Genomic DNA, 22,603 nt, shown 5'->3' on the forward strand with positions numbered 1-22,603 from the left:
TTGCTAAATTAACAAAAATAAAGGTATCGAAATTTGGTTTAACATTGAGTTAAGGAATGTGTACTTTTATCTTTTTAAAGTGAAATGACCTCTATGTTCTTTTCCATTGGCTCTGGTAACCACAAACCAGTAATCGGTAGATGGAAGTTCCTGACCATTATAAGTACCATCCCAAGAGGTATTATGAAATAATTCTTTGATAAATTTCCCATAACGATCCATGATTTTAACTTTTAGGCCAGGTTCAAAATAAGAGAATTTAATACTCCAGAAATCATTATAACTATCGCCATTTGGAGTAAAAAACGTAGGATACATTAATAAAAAAACGTCTTCTTCCATTGTTCCACATTCATTTTTATCGTGGACATATACCGTATAACTTCCGCTATTTAGGCCATAGAAAATATTGCTGTCCTGATAATGAATCCCATCTATAGAGTATTCGTAATTTCCAATACTTGATTCCGAAATTAAGATAGTTATAGTGTTTTGATTGTCGGTCCAGTCACTGGTAATTATATTGGTAATTGTAGCACTATTTGAAGCAACAACGGTAAAATCTTTTCTTGTAGAACAAAGCAATGGATTATGATTTTGGCTAACCGTTACCCAATAATTACCCGGCTGATTAACAGTAATTGATGGGGTTGTCGCAAGAGTTGACCATAAATAAGTGAAGCCAGAGCTGGAACCAGCCGTAATTGTAATACTGCTATTCTCGCAAAAACTATAAGTGTTTTGCATATTTACGGTTGGAGAAGCAATAAGGGTTAATTTCAATTCTACCACTTTGTAGCAAGAAGTGTTAGAAACAATTCTAACAAACACTTTATTAACACCTAAATTCAAGGGGTAATTACTGGAATTATTAATTTGATCAGAAACCAATTCATTTTCAGCACCTATAAGAGTCGTGTAATAAGCAAAACTATACGCCGAAGCATTAGAAATATGGTAAGAATTATAGCTGTTTAAATCTACTGTTTCGGAACCATCGTTTAAATTATCACATAATGATGCTGCATAATTATTTGCAGGTAAAGAGGTTGTAAGTGAAATAGTAACGGCCAATCTAATTATGCTTTCACAACCATTAATTGTTTGTGAAACGTAATAAGTTACTCCATTTGTTAGCAGGGTCGAAACTGCTAAAATAGTACCACTGGTAAAACTATCATACCATATTAGATTTGTACCCGAAACAACTACGTTATTCAAAGTTGGATTTAGACTAGTACAAAAAGTTTGAGATGAGCTTCCGGTTGGAGGTTGCGTGTTTTGGATGTTTATTAAAATAGGAACTCTAATACTCTCACAACCACCAATAGTTTGCGAGGTATAATAGGTTGTGCTATTTTGTAATAAAGTAGTATTTGGTAAAAGATTTCCACCCATTAAAGCATCATACCATTTGATGTTTTGACCTACAATAATTATTTCATTTATAGTTGCATTTTGTTGTATGCAAAAAGTTTGCGGGGAAGTTACACTTGGTGTTGGCGGAAAATTAGTAAATGGAATAATAATAGCCGTTGTAGCATTAGAAATGCATCCAACTGTATTTTTAATTTTAATTAAATAAGTACCTGGATTCAAATTCCCTAAAGTCGCTGTTGTACCCCATGTTATACCATTATCAAAACTAAATTCTGTAGCAATGGAATTTACCGTTATAGTTCCTTTTGGATTGGAACAATTCGGTTGTATTATACTAACTGTTGGTGCAAGTGGGTAATCTGTCGGAGCGTTTATTGTTACAGTAACTGGTTGTGACTCACAGTTTGAACTGTTTTTTACTTTAACCAGGTATGTTCCTATGGCTAATAATCCTGAATTAGGATTACCAGAATAAGTTACTCCATTGTCAAAGCTATATAAGAGAGCAGAACTTGTTACATTTATTGAACCAAAAGGATTACTACAGCTACTAGGTTGTATTACTGATAATATGGGATCTAACGGGGTTTCTGGTGAAGGATTAATAACAGCTGAAGAAGCAAGTGAAATACAACCTACGCTATTTTTAACTTTTAGCAAATATGTTCCTTGTATTAATCCTGATTGTACATTTGTAGTCGACCAGGTAATTCCATTATTAAAGCTATATTCAGTAGCTATAGAATTAATGGTAATTGCTCCGGTAGAAAAACTGCAATTCGGTTGAATAACAGTATAAGTAGGTACATTAGGTATAGAAATCAGATTTATAATAGCTGAATTTGCTAAGGAAATGCATCCCAAATTATTTTTTATTTTTATTAAATAAGTACCAGCCACCAAACTAGACTGTGAATTTGAAGTTGACCATGTTACGCCATTATCAAAACTATATTGAGCCGCAACAGTATTGATTGTAATTGTTCCGGTAACCAAACTACAATTTGGTTGTACAGTTGTAAACGTTGGCGCCACAATTACATTATTAGATCCATTTAATGTAACCGTTGTTGCAAGAGATGGACAGCCATTATTAGAGTCTTTTATTCTTATTAAGTAAGTGCCATCACCTAAAGAATTTAAAGAGGAACTGGTTCCCCAAGTGACACCGTTATCAAAGCTAAAAAGCACACCAAAACTATTAATTGTAATACTACCATTTGTAGCCCCACAGCTGGTGGGCTGAACAAAAGTTACAGAAGGAGCGGAAGGAGTTGGGGAGGTAGAATATATATATACATATTGAGCATATGAAACACAACCTAAAGCATTTTTTATTAAGATATAATAATAACCTGAAACTAGATTGGAAGCAATAGGATTAGTAGTCCAAGTTGATCCATTGTCAAAACTATATTGATCAGAAGGTGTTGCTATGGTAATACTGCCTCCGTTGCCACAACTCGGTTGAGTAACAGTAAAAGTTGGATCGGGTAAATAAAATTGATCTAAGGAGGCATACTGATTATAAGAAACACAACCCAAACTATTTTTAATCAAAATAGAATAATAACCAGAAGCCAAATTGGATGCTACAGGATTAGTAACCCAAGTTGTTCCGCCATCAAAGCTATATTGTGCAGATGGTGTGGTTATTGTGATAGTCCCTCCTGTTCCGCAACTGGGTTGAGTAACAGTAAAAGTTGGATTGGGTAAATAAAATGGATCTAAATAGGCATACTGATAATTAGAAACACAACCCAAACTATTTTTAATCAAAATATAATAATAACCGGAAGCTAAATTGGATGCTACAGGATTAGTAACCCAAGTTGTTCCTCCATCAAAGCTATATTGTGCGGATGGTGTGGTTATTGTGATGATCCCCCCTGTTCCGCAAATTGGCTGAACAATTGTAAATGTTGGATTGGGTAAATAATAAGACTCCATGTAAACGGATTGATATGATGATACACATCCCGAGCTATTTTTGATAATAACATTATAGTAACTTCCAGGAGCAAGATTAGAAGCTACAGGATTAGCAGTCCAAGTATTTCCGCCATCAAAACTATATTGCGCAGCAGTTGTAGTAATTGTAATACTTCCATTTGTGCCACAACCCGGCTGAACTACAGTATAATTTGGGGTTGCCAAATAGGTAGAATCAAGATAAGCATAAACATAATTGGACTCACAACCCAGAGCATTTTTTATTTTTATGTAATAATAACCTGCTTGCAAATTATTAGCTACCGGATTAGTTGTCCACGTGTTTCCTCCGTCAAAACTATATTGAGCAGCTGGTGTAGTAATAGTTATACTTCCAATGTTTCCGCAGGAAGGATTTACCGCTACAAATGTTGGATTTGGTAAATAAAAATAATCAAGATTTGCATACTGATAATTGGATCTGCAACCCAAGCTATTTTGAATCATTATATAATAAGTCCCTGGCGCTAAATTGGATGCAATAGGATTTGTAGTCCAAGTATTTCCACCATCAAAACTATATTGATCAGAAGGTGTCGTAATTGTAATTGTCCCACCTATACCACAAACGGGTTGTACAATAGTATATGTTGGATTTGGTAAATAAAAATAATCAAGATTTGCATATTGATAGTTTGAGATACAACCCAAACTGTTTTGTATCATTATATAATATGTTCCAGGTGCTAAATTTGATGCAATAGGATTGGTCGTCCATGTAGTTCCTCCATCAAGACTATATTGGGCAGCAGGTGTCGTAATTGTAATTGTTCCGCCTGTACCACAAATAGGTTGGATAATGGTGAAGGTTGGGATAACATTTAAATAAAAAGTGTTTAAAAAAGCATATTGAGTATAAGATTCACATCCCGCAGCATTCCTTATTTTAATCAAATAGGTACCCGGTGCCAAATCGTTTGCAATAGGATTTGTAGTCCACGTCACTCCATCATCAAAACTATATTGTGCTGCTGTTGTTGTAATATTTATTGTTCCCCCTGTGCCACAAACTGGTTGGGTTACCGTAAAAGTTGGATTCCCCAAATAAATTGTATTTATAATTACAAATTGGGACGAGGATTGACAACCGGCCGCATCTTTAACTCTAATAAAATAATTGCCTGGAATTAAGTTAGTCGCTGTTGCATTTGTAGTCCAAGTCACTCCATCATCAAAACTGTATTGAGCAGCAATACTTGAATTTATTGTTATAGATCCTGTGCCATCGCAAGTGGTGGGCTGAGTAACCGTAATATTTGAATTTCCTAATAATTGAGGTTCAGTAATACTTACCCCTGAAGCTGAAGAAACACAGCCGTTGGGTGTTTTTATTTTAATATAATAGGTTCCAACTGCCAACATATTTTTAGTTGGGCTAAGTTGCCATGTGGCTCCGTTATCAAAACTGTATTCGGATGCAGGTGTAGTTATTGTAATTGATCCGGATGTTACTATACAATTGGGAGGTACAGTAGTGAAACTAGGGCTGGAAATTATGTTGTTAACCATAAAATTAGAACTTATATAACAAGTAGAGCCATTTGTTATTTTCACAGAATAATTCCCTAAACTTGTTGGAAAAGAAGGAATACTATAGGTGCTATTTGTTGCTCCGGCAATGGCTATTCCGTTATGATACCATTGATAGGTTGTTCCTGTTCCGACATTTGCAGTAATATTAGCATTTAACACCAAATTATTATCGCAAAAATTTCCACTTTTAGTTATGTTTACGCCAAATGATGAGGCTGTGTTTAAAAGTAAATTATCATATAAAAAATAAGGATAAGACACTCCGGTATTGCTTGGATACGATAATGGTAAAACAGGTGGAGGACCTAGCATAATTGCATTTACATTTATGCTGGGAGTAAATAAAATAGTAATTTCACCCCAATTCGATACAGGGTTATATGTAGCATGACCAATTTCTATCCAAGATGGATCTAATGAAGTAGGGTTGTAAGTTGTATTTATCGGTAAATTAGCTCCATTAGTACAGCCATAAAGTGTTAAATTAACTGGCTCAAGGGTATTTACATTTATTCCCGCTGGACTTCCGTCGTCAAAACACATTATTCCTGCTATCTTGAATGTTAATTGATAATTTGTTCCGGCAATCATAGGCGACAGTAATGTGGCTCCTAAATATTCATTCCAATCGCTTAAATATAAAGCACCCACAATACCATTTCCATCGGGAAAGTTCTGAAGTCCGGCAGCAGAAATTGCGGGCATTATAAAACCACAAGTATTGTAATAATCAGTGGTAGCTTCTGTAGCTTGTATCCAAGGTGTTGCTAAATTTAATTGTGAAAATTGAGTTGGACAACTGGTATAAGTCTCAAACGAAGGATTTGGAATTATTGATGTAATGGATGATGTATTACAAATACAATCTGGATCATTCAAATCTATTTTTCCATCGCCATCATCGTCAATACCATTGCTACAGTTTTCTTGGGCACTTCCAATCAAAGTAAACAATAAGGTAAAAAATAAAAAAAATGCTCTCATTGTATTTCTATTTGATAGGTGTATCATTGTTTATGATTCATTTTCAGAATCTATTTTTATTATAAGCAATATAATTCTTACTTTTTTTAAATTCAATTGATTTATTCTTACTTTGATCAAATAGTTGACAAGAAAATAATGAAGAGGAATTTATGTTTTGCTATGGAAAATTTAAATCAGCGCAAATGTAGGTAAATTTATACAAATGAATATTATAAAATCATTATTTGAATTCATTTGTAATAAGGTGTAAATGCGATAATAATTTTAATTTCATAAATAAAAATGTCGTTGTAAACTTTTGTAAAAAAATGATAAATAACCCATATTTTTGCATAAATAATTTTTCTTGAAAACCAATATTTTCCTCATCACGCCACCCTTTACCCAACTGAACACTCCGTATCCGGCAACGGCCTATATCAAAGGTTTTTTGAATACCAAAAACATAGCGTCTTTCCAAGCGGATTTGGGTATTGAAACGATTTTGAAGTTATTCTCCAAACAAGGACTGATTGATTTATTCGAATATATCGAATCTAAAAATCAGGAAATTTCCGAAAACAGTCAGCGTATAATTGCTTTACAAGACGATTACATCAAAACCATTGATGCTGTAATTTTGTTTTTGCAAGGGAAAAATCCAACATTAGCTTTATCCATTTGTCAGGATGATTTTTTGCCTGAAGCTTCCCGATTTGCACAACTGGAAGAATTAGATTGGGCTTTTGGAAGTATGGGAACACAAGATAAAGCCAAACATTTAGCAACTTTATATCTCGAAGATATTTCTGATTTGATTATTGAATGTGTCGACGAAAACTTTGGGTTTAGTCGCTATGCTGAGCGTTTAGGACGTTCGGCCAATAGTTTTGATGAATTATATGAAGCATTGCAACAAGAATACACGTATATAGATGATATTCTGATTTCGATTTTAAAAGAACGAATTGAATCTATTCAGCCTTCTTTATTTTTGATTTCAGTGCCATTTCCCGGGAATTTATACGCAGCTTTTCGATGCGCACAATGGGTAAAAAGACATGATTCTAATATAAAAATTTCGATGGGCGGCGGTTTTCCTAATACGGAATTGCGTTCGCTTTCGGACAAAAGAGTGTTTGAGTTCTTCGATTTTATTACTTTGGACGATGGCGAAATGCCAATCGAAGAGTTAATTTCTAATATCGAAAGCCCGGATTATAATTCGTTTAAAAGAACGTTCCTTTTAGAAGAAGATAAAGTTATTTATAAAAATAATTCCACCAAAAGCGACTACAAACAATCTCAAGTCGGTACGCCGGATTACTCGGATTTGTTACTGGATAAATACATTTCAGTTATCGAAATCGTCAATCCGATGCACCGCATGTGGAGTGACGGACGTTGGAATAAACTTACGATGGCACACGGGTGTTATTGGGGGAAATGTACTTTTTGCGATATCTCTTTGGATTATATAAAAGTCTACGAACCTGTTGCTGCCAGTTTATTGTGCGACAGAATGGAAGAAATGATGGGCCAAACAGGACAAAATGGTTTTCATTTTGTAGATGAAGCCGCGCCGCCAGCTTTGATGCGCGCGTTGGCTTTGGAAATTATGCGTAGAAAACTAACGGTTACGTGGTGGACAAACATCCGATTCGAAAAAAGTTTCTCCAAAGATTTGTGTTTACTGCTCAAAGCTTCCGGTTGCATCGCTGTTTCAGGCGGATTGGAAGTGGCATCAGATCGATTGTTGAAACTAATAGACAAAGGCGTAACGGTAGAGCAAGTGGCAAAAGTTACCCGAAATTTCACTGAAGCAGGGATAATGGTCCATGCCTATTTGATGTACGGTTATCCCACACAAACGATTCAAGAAACTGTGGATAGCCTAGAAATGGTGCGGCAATTATTTGAAGTTGGCGTGTTGCAATCCGGTTTTTGGCATCAATTCGCCATGACGGCGCACAGTCCCGTTGGAATGTATCCTGAAAAATTTGGTGTTGTAAAAGAAACCGAAATCCTTGGCACTTTTGCCAATAACGATATTAATTATAAAGATTCAACAGGAATTGACCACGATAAATTCAGTTTTGGACTCAAGAAATCCTTGTTCAATTTCATGCACGGAATCTGTTTTGATTATGAATTGCAGGATTGGTTCGAGTTTAAAATTCCGAGGACGAAAATTGCTCCCGATTTTATTTTTGATGCCTTACAGGAAGAGGAAGATTTTAATATCAAGTCTACAGCAAAAATCGTTTGGTTAGGAGGAAAGCCATCAGCAGAATATTTTACCAAATCCAAAAAAGGAAATTCTTGGGAAATGATGACGCTAACTTTTCACGACAAAAAGGAAAGTTTCAGTATTCAGCCTAATAGAAACGAAGGCGAATGGCTTGTAGAAATTCTGCATAAAATTTCGGTTTCGAATGTTAAAATCCATACATTTCAGGAAATAAAATCCAATTTTGAACTCCATTTGGAAGACTTCGAATTGTTTTGGTTTTCAAAACCAGTTAAAACATTAAGAGAATTTGGTTTATTGGTATTGTAAAAAACATTTATTTTTCAGGAAACTATATTATTTAGCATAAAACTTACATTTTACATTTACGAAAACGTTTTCTTTTGCCTATTTTTACTACCATAAAATAGAAGCAAATGAGTATTGGTTATAAAGTAAATGTAAATGACACTTTTCATTTTGATTTGGAAAAGGAAAGTATTTCGAAACTGGATGCAGTGAGTGTGGAAGCCAATAAATTTCATATACTTCATCAAAACACTTCTTATAAAGCGGAAATCGTAACTTCGGATTTTCATCAAAAAAGCTACACCGTTAAGGTGAATAATAGTACCTACACCGTTGCTATTTCAAATCCTTTGGATATTCTTATTAAAGAAATGGGATTCGAAACCGGCCTTACCAAACAAGTCAATTTTATCAAAGCGCCCATGCCCGGATTGATTCTCGAAATCAGTGTGATTGTAGGTCAAACCGTAAAAGAAAACGATAGTCTGATTATTTTGGGTGCCATGAAAATGGAAAACAGTTTTCTTTCGCCACGCGATGGAATCATTAAATCAATTTCGGTGGTAATGGGAGATGCGGTAGATAAAGGGCAGTTATTAATTGAATTCGAGTAAAATCATGAAAAAAATATTAGTAGCCAATAGAGGGGAAATTGCCATCAGGGTGATGAAAACCGCACAAAAAATGGGCATAAAAACCGTCGCAGTGTATTCAACTGCAGATAGAAATGCACCGCACGTAAAATTTGCCGATGAAGCCGTTTGGATTGGGGAATCCCCTTCAAGCCAATCCTATTTGCTAGGAAGTAAAATTATTGAAGTTGCCAGAGCCTTAAACGTGGATGCGATTCATCCTGGTTACGGGTTCCTGAGCGAAAATGCTGATTTTGCCGAAGAAGCAGAAAAAAACAATATTATATTTATTGGTCCCAAGTCGAAAGCGATAAAAATAATGGGTAGTAAATTAGCGGCCAAAGATGCCGTTAAGCAATACAATATTCCAATGGTTCCAGGTTTTGACGAAGCCATTACGGATGTGGAAAAAGCAAAAGTCGTTGCTAAAGAAATTGGGTTTCCAATATTGATTAAAGCCTCTGCCGGTGGTGGTGGAAAAGGAATGCGTGTGGTAGAAAGCGAAGCTGATTTTGAATCTCAAATGGATCGCGCCATCAGTGAAGCGATTTCCGCTTTTGGTGATGGTTCCGTTTTTATAGAAAAATATGTGGCTTCACCAAGACATATCGAAATTCAAATTATGGCGGACAGTCATGGTAATGTTTTGTATTTATTCGAAAGAGAATGCAGCATACAAAGACGTCATCAAAAAGTAATAGAAGAAGCACCTTCTTCGGTTTTAACACCTGAATTGCGTAAAAAAATGGGCGAAGCTGCTATTTTGGTGGCTAAATCCTGCGATTATTTAGGAGCAGGAACGGTCGAATTTTTATTGGACGAAAACAATAATTTCTACTTCCTTGAAATGAATACCCGTTTGCAGGTGGAGCATCCCGTTACGGAATGGATTACGGGAACTGACTTGGTCGAACTGCAAATCAGAGTGGCAAGGGGAGAAGCATTGGTAATCAAACAAGAAGATTTGAAGATAAAAGGTCATGCCATGGAATTACGTGTGTATGCCGAAGATCCATTGAATGATTTCTTACCAAGTGTAGGTCATTTGGATGTGTATCAATTGCCTGTTGGCGAAGGCATTCGCGTAGATAACGGTTTTGAACAAGGCATGGATATTCCGATTTATTATGATCCAATGTTGGCCAAATTGATTACCTATGGCGAAACCCGTGAAGAAGCTATTCAAATTATGCTCAAAGCTATTGAAGGCTATCATGTTGAAGGCGTTCAGACGACTTTACCTTTCGGGAAATTTGTTTTTGAACACGAGGCTTTTCGTTCCGGGAATTTTGACACGCATTTTGTGAAGAAATATTACAATGCCGATATGTTGAAAAATCAAATGGCACAAGAAGCCGAAATCGCTGCTTTGGTGGCGTTGAAACAGTATTTTGAAGATCAAAAAATCGTACGCTTACCAATTCAGTAAATTATGGAATCTAAGATAAAAACATTAAACGATAAAATTGCCGAAGCTCATTTGGGTGGTGGTAAAAAACGTATTGAAAGACAACATTCCAATAAAAAACTAACCGCAAGGGAACGCGTCAATTATTTGATGGACGAAGGTTCTTTTGAAGAAATCGGTATGTTGGTTACGCACCGAACCTCGGATTTTGGAATGGAAAAAGAACTGTATTACGGGGATGGGGTCATTACCGGATACGGAACCATAAACGGACGATTGGTCTATATTTTCGCTCAGGATTTTACGGTTTTTGGTGGTTCGTTATCCGAAACGCATGCCGAAAAGATCTGTAAAGTCATGGATATGGCAGTCAAAATGGGTGCGCCCATGATTGGACTGAATGATTCTGGTGGAGCACGTATTCAGGAAGGTGTTCGTTCTTTGGGCGGTTATGCTGATATTTTTTACAGAAACGTTCAAGCTTCGGGAGTAATCCCACAAATCTCTGCTATTATGGGGCCCTGCGCCGGTGGAGCCGTGTATTCGCCTGCGATGACTGATTTTACGATGATGGTCGAAGACACCAGTTATATGTTTGTAACTGGGCCGAATGTGGTAAAAACCGTGACCAACGAAACCGTGACTTCGGAGGAATTAGGTGGAGCGAGCACACATTCTACTAAATCCGGTGTGGCGCATTGCACATCTACAAATGATGTGGAATGTCTTGAAGACCTCAAGCGATTGTTGAGTTATTTGCCACAAAGCAATAAAGAAACGCCTCGTAATTTACCATACGAATTGAATGATGAGGTTCGGGAACAATTGGCGAATATTATTCCGGATAATCCGAATAAACCATACGATATGCATAGTGTGATTGGTGGTATTATTGATGAAGATTCATTTTTTGAAATCCATAAAAATTATGCTGAAAATATCCTTGTGGGTTTTGCCCGATTGGGCGGAAGAAGCATTGGGATTATAGCCAATCAACCGATGATTTTAGCAGGTTGTCTCGATGTGAACAGTTCGAAAAAAGCGGCAAGATTTACCCGTTTTTGCGATTGTTTTAATATTCCGTTATTGGTTTTGGTAGATGTACCGGGTTTTTTACCGGGAACCGACCAAGAGTGGAACGGGATTATTGTTCACGGTGCGAAATTGTTGTACGCACTAAGTGAAGCAACAGTACCAAGAGTGACCGTTATTACCCGAAAAGCTTATGGTGGTGCTTATGATGTTATGAACTCAAAGCATATTGGTGCAGACATGAATTTTGCATGGCCTACTGCCGAAATTGCCGTTATGGGAGCCAAAGGGGCAAGTGAAATTATCTTTAAAAAAGAAATTAACGAAGAGCATGACCATGAAGCAAAACTCTTGGAAAAAGAAACGGAATATGCAGAATTATTTGCCAATCCTTACACCGCAGCGCAACGTGGCTTTGTTGATGAGGTCATCTTACCGCAAGACACCCGAAGAAAATTGATAAAAGCATTTAGTATGCTCGAAAATAAAGTGAGTGCGGTACCTAATAGAAAACATGGTAATATTCCTTTGTAGATAATAGGGTTATTTTATATTTTCAATAAAGAACCTCACGATTTTCATCAAACTTTATCGCTTTCCCTAAAAGAGATAAAATGTTTGAAGTCCAACGTGAGGCCTTTTCTTTACTGTAGTATTATTATATTTTTTCAGAATGGGTGATAAGGTCTTTTGCCCATTTTTCAATTTCCGGATTTCCTTCGATTACGAAATCGTGTCCAATTCCTACCGAATTAAGAAGCATTTTATCTTCTCTTGTTTCGATGTTTTTATCTGAATGTCTGCTTATTTGCGTTCCGTTTTTTGGATGAAAAATCATGGGTAATTCCCATTGACTTTTTGAATAACCTTCACGTGTTAAGACTAATTCGTCACGATATTTGAATGTTCCATAGCCATTTTCATCTTTTGCAATATAAACGGTATTGCTGTTTTTATAATGATCAGCATTTTTAAAATGGGGGTGTGAATTATAAATGACGTTTTCTGGATCGTCATGTGGGTTCATGATTTTATCAATTATCAAATAACCAAAAATGATATGTCTTTCATTATCTCTTTCAAATTTCAGTGTTTTTTTATGATAAGTTCTTTTGAAAGATCCGAAAAACAAGAAAAGATCTCCTTCTTCTAAGGGTGTTTTTTCTAAATGTGACAAAGCATAACCATTCTGTCCAAAGATTCCGGTCCAGTTTGGTTCTCTTTTGACAGCATTTTGAATTAAATCCGGATCAAAGTGACAATCTTCATCTTTTGGGATTTTTAAACCCAATTCTTTCATTAATTCTAAATAGGATTTTGTTCCATAATTTATTTCAGAATATGCCGTGCCGATTTCATTATTTACACTTGGAATAGGTATGGATATTAAGTCCCCATTGGGCATTATTGGACTTGCTCCGCCGCCATAACTGCTGTCATATCCCTTTCTGCTTAAAATTATTTTCATAATGTTTCCGTTTACTATTAACTGAGAAAAGTCATTACTTTTGTGTATGAAATGATATTACTTCTGTAAAAAAAATCAAATTATAGCTTGATGTTCAGAATAAAATAAGATTTATACTTATGAAACTTTTTTGGCGCCAACACTAATGAACAAGCCAATTAGGTGTTCTAAATCTTCTTTTTCTAAGTCGTACTGATCATTCTCTAATAAATGGTTTTGGTATCCCAGCATTTTTCTGTATTTCGATAACTGGAATTGGCAATGCGAGTTTAGGTAGGTTCCTTTGTATTCTTCCCATAAATTCATTTTTTCAATCATAAATGTCATGTAGTGGAAATGAGGATCATGATTGGCATCAAAACCTTCAAATTTTATGATGTCCAAATCTAATTGCATTTTTTCTTCTTTAGAAAGTATCTCAGTTGCATGATTAATACGTCTGTACATATTCAATATCTGACTTGTTTCTTCACATATTTCAAAAGGAATTTCTTCGGTATTAACATCAAAGACTTCATGATATTTTTCTGTAAAGCCATGTTCTAAAATGTCTGCTTTGGTATCATAAAATTCATTATTTCCTTCAATTTTAGAAAGAATTCGAAATTGATTGGCTAAAATTTGTCTTTCGACAATGGATAAGGTTTCTGGAATCATCATAATTTATTTTTTGAAGATTGGGTTATTTTCATCAGTAAATTTTGTGTCATTTAAATCTACTCAGCAAATAAAAACAACTCTTTTCAGTTATCTTTACGGTTTTCCGTAAAAACACAAAAAAAATAAGTTTAAAAATGAATCTAAAATCAGAAATTGCGATTTTTTAAAAAATAAACAACTGATAAACAATGTTTTAATGAATTTTGCTTATCGATAATTATTTTTTACTTATCAAAAAAGAATTTTAAAATAATTTCATTTCAAGAAATCTTTTTCTTACTTAAATTTAATGAATATATGTGAGTTAAGATCAATATTGTCCATTAATTTTTTACATAGTATTAATTTCCACTTGTAATTGGTTTCAAAGCATAAAACAATAACAAGTTAAAATTTGTAAGTAGAGATGCAAAAATAATTTTAGAATTTGAACAAAAAAAAAACTCCAAAACGAGAAACGATCTGGAGTTTTTTATAAAGTTATTTAAATTTAAACCGGCTCTGCATACAAGTCAAATTCTGTAGCATCCGTAATTTTAACCATTACAAAATCCCCGGTTTTCACATAGTGTTTCGTAGCATCAATTAATACTTCATTATCAACGTCCGGACTGTCAAATTCAGTTCTTCCCACAAAATGACCACCTTCTTTTCTGTCGATAATGCAACGGAACGTCTGTCCGATTTTCTCCTGGTTTAAATCCCATGAAATTTGCGATTGAATTTCCATGATGTCATTGGCACGTTGTTGTTTTACCTCTTCAGGAACATCGTCTTCTAATAAATAGGCATGTGTATTTTCTTCGTGAGAATAGGTGAAACAACCCAAACGCTCGAATTTCATTTCCTGAACCCAGTCGCGCATGATTTCGAAATCTTCCTGAGTTTCTCCAGGATATCCTACGATTAAAGTCGTACGAATGGTCATTCCGGGAACTGCTTCACGGAATTCATTTATCAATTTGGTTGTTTTTTCTTTAGTAGTTCCACGACGCATTGATTTCAAAATACGATCTGAAATATGTTGCAACGGAATATCAATATAATTACAAATCTTTGGTTCGCGCTTCATGATCTCCAAAACATCCATCGGGAAACCGGTAGGGAAGGCGTAATGCAAACGGATCCATTCGATTCCTTCTACTTTTACCAATGCTTCCAGTAATTCGCCTAGATTACGTTTCTTGTAAATATCCAAACCGTAATACGTCAAATCCTGAGCAATCAAAATCAATTCTTTTACACCGTCTCTGGCCAAACCTTCTGCTTCTTTAACCAATTTTTCAATGGTTTGCGAAACGTGTTTGCCTCGCATAATCGGAATGGCACAAAAACTGCATGGACGGTCGCAACCTTCGGCAATTTTTAAATACGCATAATTTTTAGGAGTCGTTGTCAAGCGTTCGCCCAACAATTCGTGCTTATAATCGGCACCCAAAGCTTTCAATAATCCTGGCAACTCTGTGGTTCCGAAATATTGGTCTACGTTTGGAATTTCTTTTTCTAAATCTGGTCTGTAACGTTCCGATAAACATCCGGTTACAAACACTTTGTCTACAAGACCTTGTTCTTTTTTCTCAACATATTCTAAAATGGTATTTATCGATTCCGCCTTAGCATTATTGATAAATCCACAAGTGTTGATGACGATAATGTTTCCTTCCTCGGCAGCAGGCGCTTCGTGAGCCACATCTTTTCCGCTGGCACGCAATTGCCCCATAAGGACTTCGCTGTCATACACATTTTTCGAACACCCAAGAGTGATTACGTTGATTTTGTTCTTTTTTAAAGACTTGGTTCTCATAGAATTATAAATTGGAGTGCAAAATTACGCTTTTTATGAATAGGAGCACCATGGTTTAGGAAATTTTATGAAGCTATTCCTGCTGTCCACTATATCTTTGCTTGCTTAAAGGAAGCAAACAAAGGATGCCGTTTCCATCAGGGCTAAAAAAAATCCGTTCCAAATGAATGAAACGGATTAATAATTATTTAGCGACAATTAGTTATAACTCAAAAGCTAAAGTAAGCGTAACATTATCATTTATAGTATTGATTTTGGCACTATCTGTTAAGCCTTGAGAGAAAAATTGTTTTTGGGAATCTCTTTCTGCATGCGAATAAGCCAAATCCAATCGGGTAGATCCAAAATTATAACCGAAACCAGCAGAATATCCTATTAAATCTCCCATCGTATTATCATCTTTATATGGACTTTGTTCAAAACGATATCCTCCTCTTAAACTCCATTGTTTAATTTTATATTCGCCACCAATTCGTAATTCACTTGTGCTATTAAGTTGATTAGACATGTCATTATTGATGTTTCTAAAGTCGTCTTTAGGTCTAAATTGGGTATTGCTGTAATCTTTCAGGGCATAATCAATACTTAACAATCCTGATTTTCCGAAAACATAAGCAAAACTTCCCGTCCATTTGCTTGGTGTTTGTAATTCATAAGGTGCATAAACATTGATCACTTGTGGATTAACAAAATCTGTTGGAAATTCCCCGGCTGCATCGGCACTTACGACCGATAAACCTTGTGCTAATTCATCATATAATTCATACCAGGTCGGAGATTCGTATGCTAATCCCAAACGAACCGCTTTAGTAACTTTTACTATAGTACCTAATTGGAAAGAAAATCCGGTTCCGTAAGTATACAATTCATTATCAAAACGCAACCGTTGTACGCCTGATGTTAAATTATTAGAGTTCTCTTCGTAAAAACTGGTTAACTGGGTGTAATCGGTAAAATGAGCATTTAAATTTAAACCAAAGTAAAATTGATCTCTGTATTGAGTGGCAGCATTAAATGACAATTTGCCGTTAAATCCTGTTGATTCAAAAGAGTTTTCCTGATAATAATTTCCTCCGGCAGGAACAAGGGAAACATAATTTCTGTTGGTATTTTCATCATAATCAGTTGCTGGATCAATGATAAAACCCTGGTAACCCAAAAATGCCTGTTGGGCACCGAAACCATAATTTGAACCTAAAAAACCATACAGATCGGTTACGCTTTCTCCGGACTGTAATTGTAAGTTAGTCAAAGAAACACCTCCGTTTTGATTGGCAAAATATAAGAAATAGTTATCAATGGAATTTGTGGGATTTGTTCCTGCAGTAAATAAGGAGTTGTTGAAATTGTTTATATTCTCATAATTTAAGGCGAGAGTAAATTTTTTCCAATCGCTTTTTTCACTATAATCGTCAAAAACAAAAACGCCACCAAGCTGATTCAAATCGAGGGTACTATTATTTTCGGTGGTTTTAGTGCCAAAATAATTCGATTGATTTTCTGTATTGTAATTGTTTAATGTGAAAGCGATTTGGTTATTTGTAAAAACCGCCGATCCTGCCGGGTTTACATTCAAAGCGGAGAAATCTCCGCCAAGTGCTCCAAAAGCACCACTCATTGCTCTAAACCGAGCTGTTCCGCTCAAATCGTTTTGCGCATAACGCAATGCATCTGAGATATCTTGTGATTGTACAGCAGTAAGTGATAATCCTGCTATAATAATTGATAAAAATTTTTTCATTTTCAAATCTTTTATAGTTTTAAAAAAAATACCTATGTAAATAACGTTTAAGTTAAAACATAGGTAAGTTATTATTTTGGGAATTATCTTCCGCTACGACCGCCGCCATTTGATCTTCCTCCACCAGAACTTTGGCTGGAGCCAGAACTTGGGGAATAACTTCTTGGTGATGATGTTTCTGTTCGTGTTGGAGCGTTGTTTCTTGGCGCAGAATTTTCTGATCTTGATGGGGTATAATTTCTTGGTGCAGAATTGTTATTTCTTGGTGTATAATTTCTTGGTGTATAATTTCTTGGCGTAGTGGTTTCGTTTCTTCTAGGCTGATAATTGTTATTTGGATTTCGGGTGCCATTATAAGAAGGATTTCTTCTTACGCCGTTGTAATTGTTGGTTCTTGTTCCGGTTGTATTTCTTCGGCCTATAGTAGATCTGTTACCATCACTTCTAAAAGAAGAGCCTCTAATTCCGCGATTGTATACATGGTGGTGATTGTAATATCCGTAGTAGCCACTGTAATAGTTGTTCCAGCCCCAGCCATAATAGCCATAACCAGGTCCGTACCAGCTATTCCATCCCCATCCATAACTTGGTCCATACCAATTGTTCCATCCCCAACCATAACTTGGGCCGTAGAAATAATTGTTCCAGCCATTCCAAGCCCAATTGTTATCATAAATAGTAACAGTTACGTTTTCGGGATTGCTTCCCCAACCGGAATAACCGGATTCGTAACCTTCATTTCTGTTGTCTTGATTGGTGTAATTGTCCGAATTGTAGCTGTCTACGTCAGTAAAAATTTCCACTTCTTCATTGTCTTTTTGTAAGGAACCGAAGTAATCTTTATACTGATTGTTCTCTTTTGAGTCACTTTGAGGTCTGCTATTGGTGTTTTTTACTTCCGAACTACCATATATTCCATCACCGTCATAATAGGAACTGTTTTTATAGGAGCCACAGGATGCCATTACAACACTAATCAATCCCATTATTGAAAAAATGGAAATCGATTTTGCTGAAGAAAAATAATAAGTTTTCATATCTGTGTATTTTTATTGTTGGTCAAAACAAAAATAGTTAGTTTTGTCGAACTATTTAGTTAAATAAATCAAAACAAATTTTGTGCCAAATTATACAATATGAGCAAGAACTTAACAACACGATCAGAAGATTATTCAAAATGGTATAACGAGCTGGTTGTCAAAGCTGATTTGGCTGAGAATTCTGGCGTTAGAGGCTGTATGGTTATCAAACCGTATGGATATGCCATTTGGGAAAAAATGCAGGCTGAATTAGATCGAAGATTTAAAGAAACTGGTCATCAAAATGCCTATTTCCCGCTGTTTGTTCCTAAAAGTATGTTTGAGGCCGAAGAGAAAAATGCAGAAGGTTTTGCCAAGGAATGTGCCATCGTAACCCACTATAGATTAAAAAATGATCCTGACAGACCGGGAAAATTAATGGTTGACCCTAATGCAAAATTAGAAGAAGAATTAATTGTTCGTCCTACCAGTGAAGCGATTATCTGGTCTACCTATAAAGGTTGGGTGCAATCTTACAGAGATTTGCCTTTGCTGATTAATCAATGGGCGAATGTTGTACGTTGGGAAATGAGAACCCGATTGTTCTTGAGAACGGCTGAATTTTTATGGCAAGAAGGTCATACGGCTCACGCAACAAAAAAGGAAGCTATTGAAGAATCTGAAAAAATGATGCATGTATATGCTGAATTTGCCGAAAACATCATGGCAATTCCAGTGATTAAAGGATTGAAAACCGAAACAGAACGTTTTGCAGGAGCTGAAGAAACCTATTGCATCGAAGCTTTGATGCAAGACGGAAAAGCATTGCAAGCGGGAACGTCCCATTTTTTAGGGCAGAATTTTGCCAAAGCCTTTGATGTGAAATTTGCCAATGCCGAAGGAAAACAAGAATACGTTTGGGGAACTTCCTGGGGCGTTTCCACCCGTTTGATGGGCGCGTTGGTTATGACGCATTCTGATGATCAAGGATTGGTTTTGCCTCCAAATTTAGCCCCGATTCAAGTGGTAATTGTGCCAATCCATAAAACGGATGAGCAATTAGCAGAAATTACCACAGAAGTAAATGTTTTAATCGCAGCATTGAAAAAACTGAATGTTTCTGTGAAGTATGATGACAGAACCACCCAAAAGCCAGGATTTAAATTTGCGGAATGGGAATTAAAAGGGGTGCCAATTCGAATTGCAGTTGGTCCGAAAGATTTAGAAAACGGAACTTTTGAAGTGGCCAGAAGAGATACTTTGACCAAAGAAGTCGTTTCTAAAGATGGAATTGCAACTTATGTCAGCGATTTATTAGCGCAAATACAAAAAGATTTATTCGAGAAAGCCTTAAATTATAGAGACACCCACATTACAGAAGTAAATAGTTTTGAGGAGTTTAAAGAAGTGCTTGATGGTAAAGGTGGCTTTATATCAGCACATTGGGATGGAACTCCGGAAACTGAAGAAAAAATCAAAGAATTAACCAAAGCCACCATCAGATGTATCGCTTTAGATAGAGTTGAAGAGGCTGGAAGCTGTGTGTTTACTGGAAAACCTTCAGTTGGCAGAGTGCTTTTTGCGAAAGCATATTAAAAAAAAAGAAAAAAAAATACCTCAGCTATTGTGCGAATAAAAAATAGTTGTATTTTTGCATCCGCATTAGAGAAGTAAGGCCCGTTCGTCTATCGGTTAGGACGCATGGTTTTCATCCATGTAAGAGCGGTTCGATTCCGCTACGGGCTACAATTTTTTTCTGCAGATTAAAGTCATCCCGAACTTAGAGGGAAAATGGCCCGTTCGTCTATCGGTTAGGACGCATGGTTTTCATCCATGTAAGAGCGGTTCGATTCCGCTACGGGCTACAATCTCAATTTATATTGGGCATAATTCCAAAACTTAGAAGGATAATGGTCCGTTCGTCTAGGGGTTAGGACTCCAGGATTTCGTCCTGGAAACAGGGGTTCGATTCCCTTACGGACTACAATTAGTTGTAAATAAGTTTTGTAAAACAGAGGTTGGTGTCTCCAATCGTTGTTTTATTAGTTAAAACCGAAGTGATTGATTAACAATTGTGGGAGGTTTTTCTTTTTTAACTAATAGTTTATAACAATTATTACAATTAAAAAAAAATAAAATAAAATGGCAAATCATAAGTCAGCTCTAAAGAGAATCAGAAGTAACGAAAAGAGAAGAGTATTAAACAGATACCAACACAAAACTACTCGTAATGCTATCAAAGCATTAAGAATAGCAACTGATAAAACTGATGCTTCATCTAAATTATCAAGTGTAATTTCTATGATTGATAAATTAGCTAAGAAAAATATCATTCACGATAACAAAGCTTCTAACTTAAAATCTAAATTGACTAAGCACGTTGCGAAATTGTAATTAGCTCAATAATTTTATATAATAAAAAGCTCCTATTTTTTATAGGGGCTTTTTTGTATTAAACCCATTTTTGGATTAAGAAAAATCTTGACTTAGTTTTAAATTTTTGTTAAGTTTTAGTTCTTAATTCCCGTATTATCACAGAAAGTACTCCAGCATAAATAATTAATGTTTTTTATGTTAAAAAAAAGCGTACCTTTGCACCCATTAAAAATCACAGATGGAATCTATTAGAAACATTGCAATTATTGCCCACGTCGATCACGGTAAAACAACTTTGGTTGATAAAATTATGTATCACTGTCAATTATTTCGTGACAACGAAAATACAGGTGACTTAATCCTTGATAACAACGACTTAGAGCGTGAAAGAGGTATTACCATTACTTCAAAGAATGTTTCTGTAATGTACAAAGGAACAAAAATCAACATTATCGATACTCCTGGTCACGCCGATTTTGGTGGTGAAGTAGAGCGTGTTTTGAATATGGCTGACGGAGTTTGTTTGTTGGTAGATGCTTTTGAAGGACCAATGCCACAAACACGTTTCGTTTTGCAAAAAGCAATCGATTTAGGTTTGAAACCTTGCGTTGTTATTAATAAAGTAGATAAAGAAAACTGTACTCCTGAAGAAGTTCACGAAAAAGTTTTCGACTTAATGTTTGAATTAGGCGCTGAAGAATGGCAGTTGGATTTTCCAACCGTTTATGGTTCGGCTAAAAATAACTGGATGTCTGATCATTGGGAAAACGTAACTGATAATGTGGAAGCATTGTTGGATATGGTTATCGAAAATGTACCAGCTCCTAAAGTATCTGAAGGAACACCACAAATGTTGATTACTTCTTTAGACTTTTCAGCTTTTACAGGTCGTATCGCGATCGGTCGTTTAGAAAGAGGTGTTTTAACTGAAGGGATGCCAATCTCATTAGTAAAAAGAGATGGTACTATATTTAAATCACGTATCAAGGAATTACATACTTTTGAAGGTCTTGGTCGTAAAAAAGTACAAGAAGTAATTGCTGGAGATATTTGTGCAATTATTGGTGTTGAAGGATTTGAAATTGGAGATACTATCGCTGATTTTGAAAACCCGGAAGCTTTAAAAACTATTGATATCGATGAGCCTACTATGAGTATGTTGTTTACAATTAATGACTCTCCTTTCTTTGGTAAAGAGGGTAAATTTGTAACTTCTCGTCATATTAGAGATCGTTTAACAAAAGAATTAGAGAAAAACTTAGCAATGAAATTGGGTGAAACCGATTCAGCTGATAAGTTTATGGTTTTTGGTCGTGGTGTACTTCACTTGTCTGTTCTTATTGAAACAATGAGAAGAGAAGGTTATGAGATGCAAATCGGTCAACCACAAGTTATCATCAAAGAAATTGATGGTAAAAAATGTGAGCCTATTGAGGAATTAACAATCGATTTACCAGAAACACTTTCTGGAAGAGCGGTAGAGTTTGTTACTTTACGTAAAGGAGAAATGCTTTCTATGGAAACTAAAGGGGAGCGTATGATTATAAAATTTAATATTCCATCACGTGGAATTATTGGATTGCGTAACCAACTACTTACTGCAACAGCTGGTGAGGCTATTATGTCACACCGTTTTATAGGATATGAGCCTTACAAAGGAGAAATTTCTGGACGTAATAAAGGATCATTGATTTCTATGGAAAAAGGAAAAGCTATTCCTTATTCTATCGATAAATTGCAAGATCGTGGTAAGTTTTTTGTTGAACCAAATGCCGAAATTTACGAAGGTCAAGTAATTGGAGAAAACTCTCGTGGTGATGATATGTGTGTAAACGTAACAAAAGAGAAAAAACAATCTAACGTTCGTTCTTCTGGAAATGATGAAAAAGCAAGAATTATTCCACCGATTATTTTCTCTCTTGAAGAAGCTTTAGAGTACATTCAGAAAGATGAATATGTTGAGGTTACTCCAAAATCTATTCGTTTGAGAAAAATATATTTGACAGAAACAGATAGAAAAAGATTTAAATTCTAATTAAATTTAATTTTATAA

The 22,603-nt window shown here is 35.6% G+C and carries 13 protein-coding genes and 3 tRNA genes; 10 read left to right on the forward strand and 6 right to left on the reverse strand.

Annotated features, from left to right (window positions below; genetic code table 11):
- Nucleotides 1-66 precede the first annotated feature (66 nt).
- Nucleotides 67-5,889, reverse strand: coding sequence for a T9SS type B sorting domain-containing protein (locus tag VI621_RS06915; RefSeq protein ID WP_324217649.1), 5,823 nt, complete (start codon nt 5,887-5,889; stop codon nt 67-69).
- 349 nt (nt 5,890-6,238) lie between these two features.
- Between VI621_RS06915 and VI621_RS06920 the strand changes: the two genes are divergently transcribed.
- The 4 genes from VI621_RS06920 (at nt 6,239) to VI621_RS06935 (ending at nt 12,016) form a co-directional block, all read left to right on the forward strand.
- Nucleotides 6,239-8,431: a B12-binding domain-containing radical SAM protein gene (locus tag VI621_RS06920; protein ID WP_324217650.1), complete on the forward strand. Its 2,193-nt coding sequence runs from the start codon at nt 6,239-6,241 to the stop codon at nt 8,429-8,431.
- A gap of 107 nt (nt 8,432-8,538) precedes the next feature.
- Nucleotides 8,539-9,024, forward strand: a complete 486-nt coding sequence (locus VI621_RS06925) for an acetyl-CoA carboxylase biotin carboxyl carrier protein subunit (protein ID WP_324217651.1) — start codon at nt 8,539-8,541, stop codon at nt 9,022-9,024.
- A 4-nt stretch (nt 9,025-9,028) separates the two neighbouring features.
- Entirely contained in the window at nt 9,029-10,471 is a 1,443-nt protein-coding gene (accC, locus tag VI621_RS06930) for an acetyl-CoA carboxylase biotin carboxylase subunit (RefSeq protein WP_324217652.1), read from the forward strand.
- A 3-nt stretch (nt 10,472-10,474) separates the two neighbouring features.
- Nucleotides 10,475-12,016, forward strand: a complete 1,542-nt coding sequence (locus tag VI621_RS06935) for an acyl-CoA carboxylase subunit beta (RefSeq protein WP_324217653.1) — start codon at nt 10,475-10,477, stop codon at nt 12,014-12,016.
- A 124-nt stretch (nt 12,017-12,140) separates the two neighbouring features.
- Here VI621_RS06935 and VI621_RS06940 read toward each other — a convergent pair whose 3' ends face one another.
- The 5 genes from VI621_RS06940 to VI621_RS06960 all read right to left on the reverse strand — a co-directional run bounded on the left by VI621_RS06940 (nt 12,141) and on the right by VI621_RS06960 (nt 18,192).
- Nucleotides 12,141-12,950, reverse strand: a complete 810-nt coding sequence (locus VI621_RS06940) for a hypothetical protein (protein ID WP_324217654.1) — start codon at nt 12,948-12,950, stop codon at nt 12,141-12,143.
- 117 nt (nt 12,951-13,067) lie between these two features.
- Nucleotides 13,068-13,610: a YfbU family protein gene (locus tag VI621_RS06945; protein ID WP_324217655.1), complete on the reverse strand. Its 543-nt coding sequence runs from the start codon at nt 13,608-13,610 to the stop codon at nt 13,068-13,070.
- 490 nt (nt 13,611-14,100) lie between these two features.
- Nucleotides 14,101-15,414, reverse strand: coding sequence for a 30S ribosomal protein S12 methylthiotransferase RimO (gene rimO, locus VI621_RS06950; protein ID WP_324217656.1), 1,314 nt, complete (start codon nt 15,412-15,414; stop codon nt 14,101-14,103).
- Between the two features lie 202 nt (nt 15,415-15,616).
- A complete protein-coding gene (locus tag VI621_RS06955) occupies nt 15,617-17,155 on the reverse strand; it encodes an OmpP1/FadL family transporter (protein WP_324217657.1) in 1,539 nt (512 codons plus the stop codon).
- A gap of 83 nt (nt 17,156-17,238) precedes the next feature.
- Nucleotides 17,239-18,192 (reverse strand): hypothetical protein, encoded by a 954-nt coding sequence (locus tag VI621_RS06960; protein WP_324217658.1) that lies wholly within the window; start codon nt 18,190-18,192, stop codon nt 17,239-17,241.
- A 99-nt stretch (nt 18,193-18,291) separates the two neighbouring features.
- Here VI621_RS06960 and proS point away from each other — a divergent pair, with 99 nt between their 5' ends.
- The 6 genes from proS (at nt 18,292) to typA (ending at nt 22,585) form a co-directional block, all read left to right on the forward strand.
- The gene (proS, locus tag VI621_RS06965) at nt 18,292-19,770 is read left to right on the forward strand and encodes a proline--tRNA ligase (protein WP_324217659.1); all 1,479 of its coding nucleotides are present in this window, start codon (nt 18,292-18,294) and stop codon (nt 19,768-19,770) included.
- Nucleotides 19,771-19,848: 78 nt separating this feature from the next.
- Nucleotides 19,849-19,920, forward strand: a tRNA-Glu gene (locus tag VI621_RS06970).
- Nucleotides 19,921-19,967: 47 nt separating this feature from the next.
- A tRNA-Glu gene (locus tag VI621_RS06975) sits at nt 19,968-20,039 on the forward strand.
- Nucleotides 20,040-20,086: 47 nt separating this feature from the next.
- Nucleotides 20,087-20,158, forward strand: a tRNA-Glu gene (locus VI621_RS06980).
- 158 nt (nt 20,159-20,316) lie between these two features.
- Nucleotides 20,317-20,568 carry a 30S ribosomal protein S20 gene (gene rpsT, locus VI621_RS06985; protein WP_144265612.1) on the forward strand — a complete coding sequence of 84 codons (252 nt, stop codon included), beginning with the start codon at nt 20,317-20,319 and terminating at the stop codon, nt 20,566-20,568.
- A gap of 220 nt (nt 20,569-20,788) precedes the next feature.
- Nucleotides 20,789-22,585 carry a translational GTPase TypA gene (gene typA / locus VI621_RS06990; protein ID WP_324217660.1) on the forward strand — a complete coding sequence of 599 codons (1,797 nt, stop codon included), beginning with the start codon at nt 20,789-20,791 and terminating at the stop codon, nt 22,583-22,585.
- The last annotated feature ends 18 nt before the right edge of the window (nt 22,586-22,603 follow it).

This window comes from Flavobacterium sp., assembly GCF_035292545.1.
Taxonomy (GTDB): Bacteria; Bacteroidota; Bacteroidia; order Flavobacteriales; family Flavobacteriaceae; genus Flavobacterium.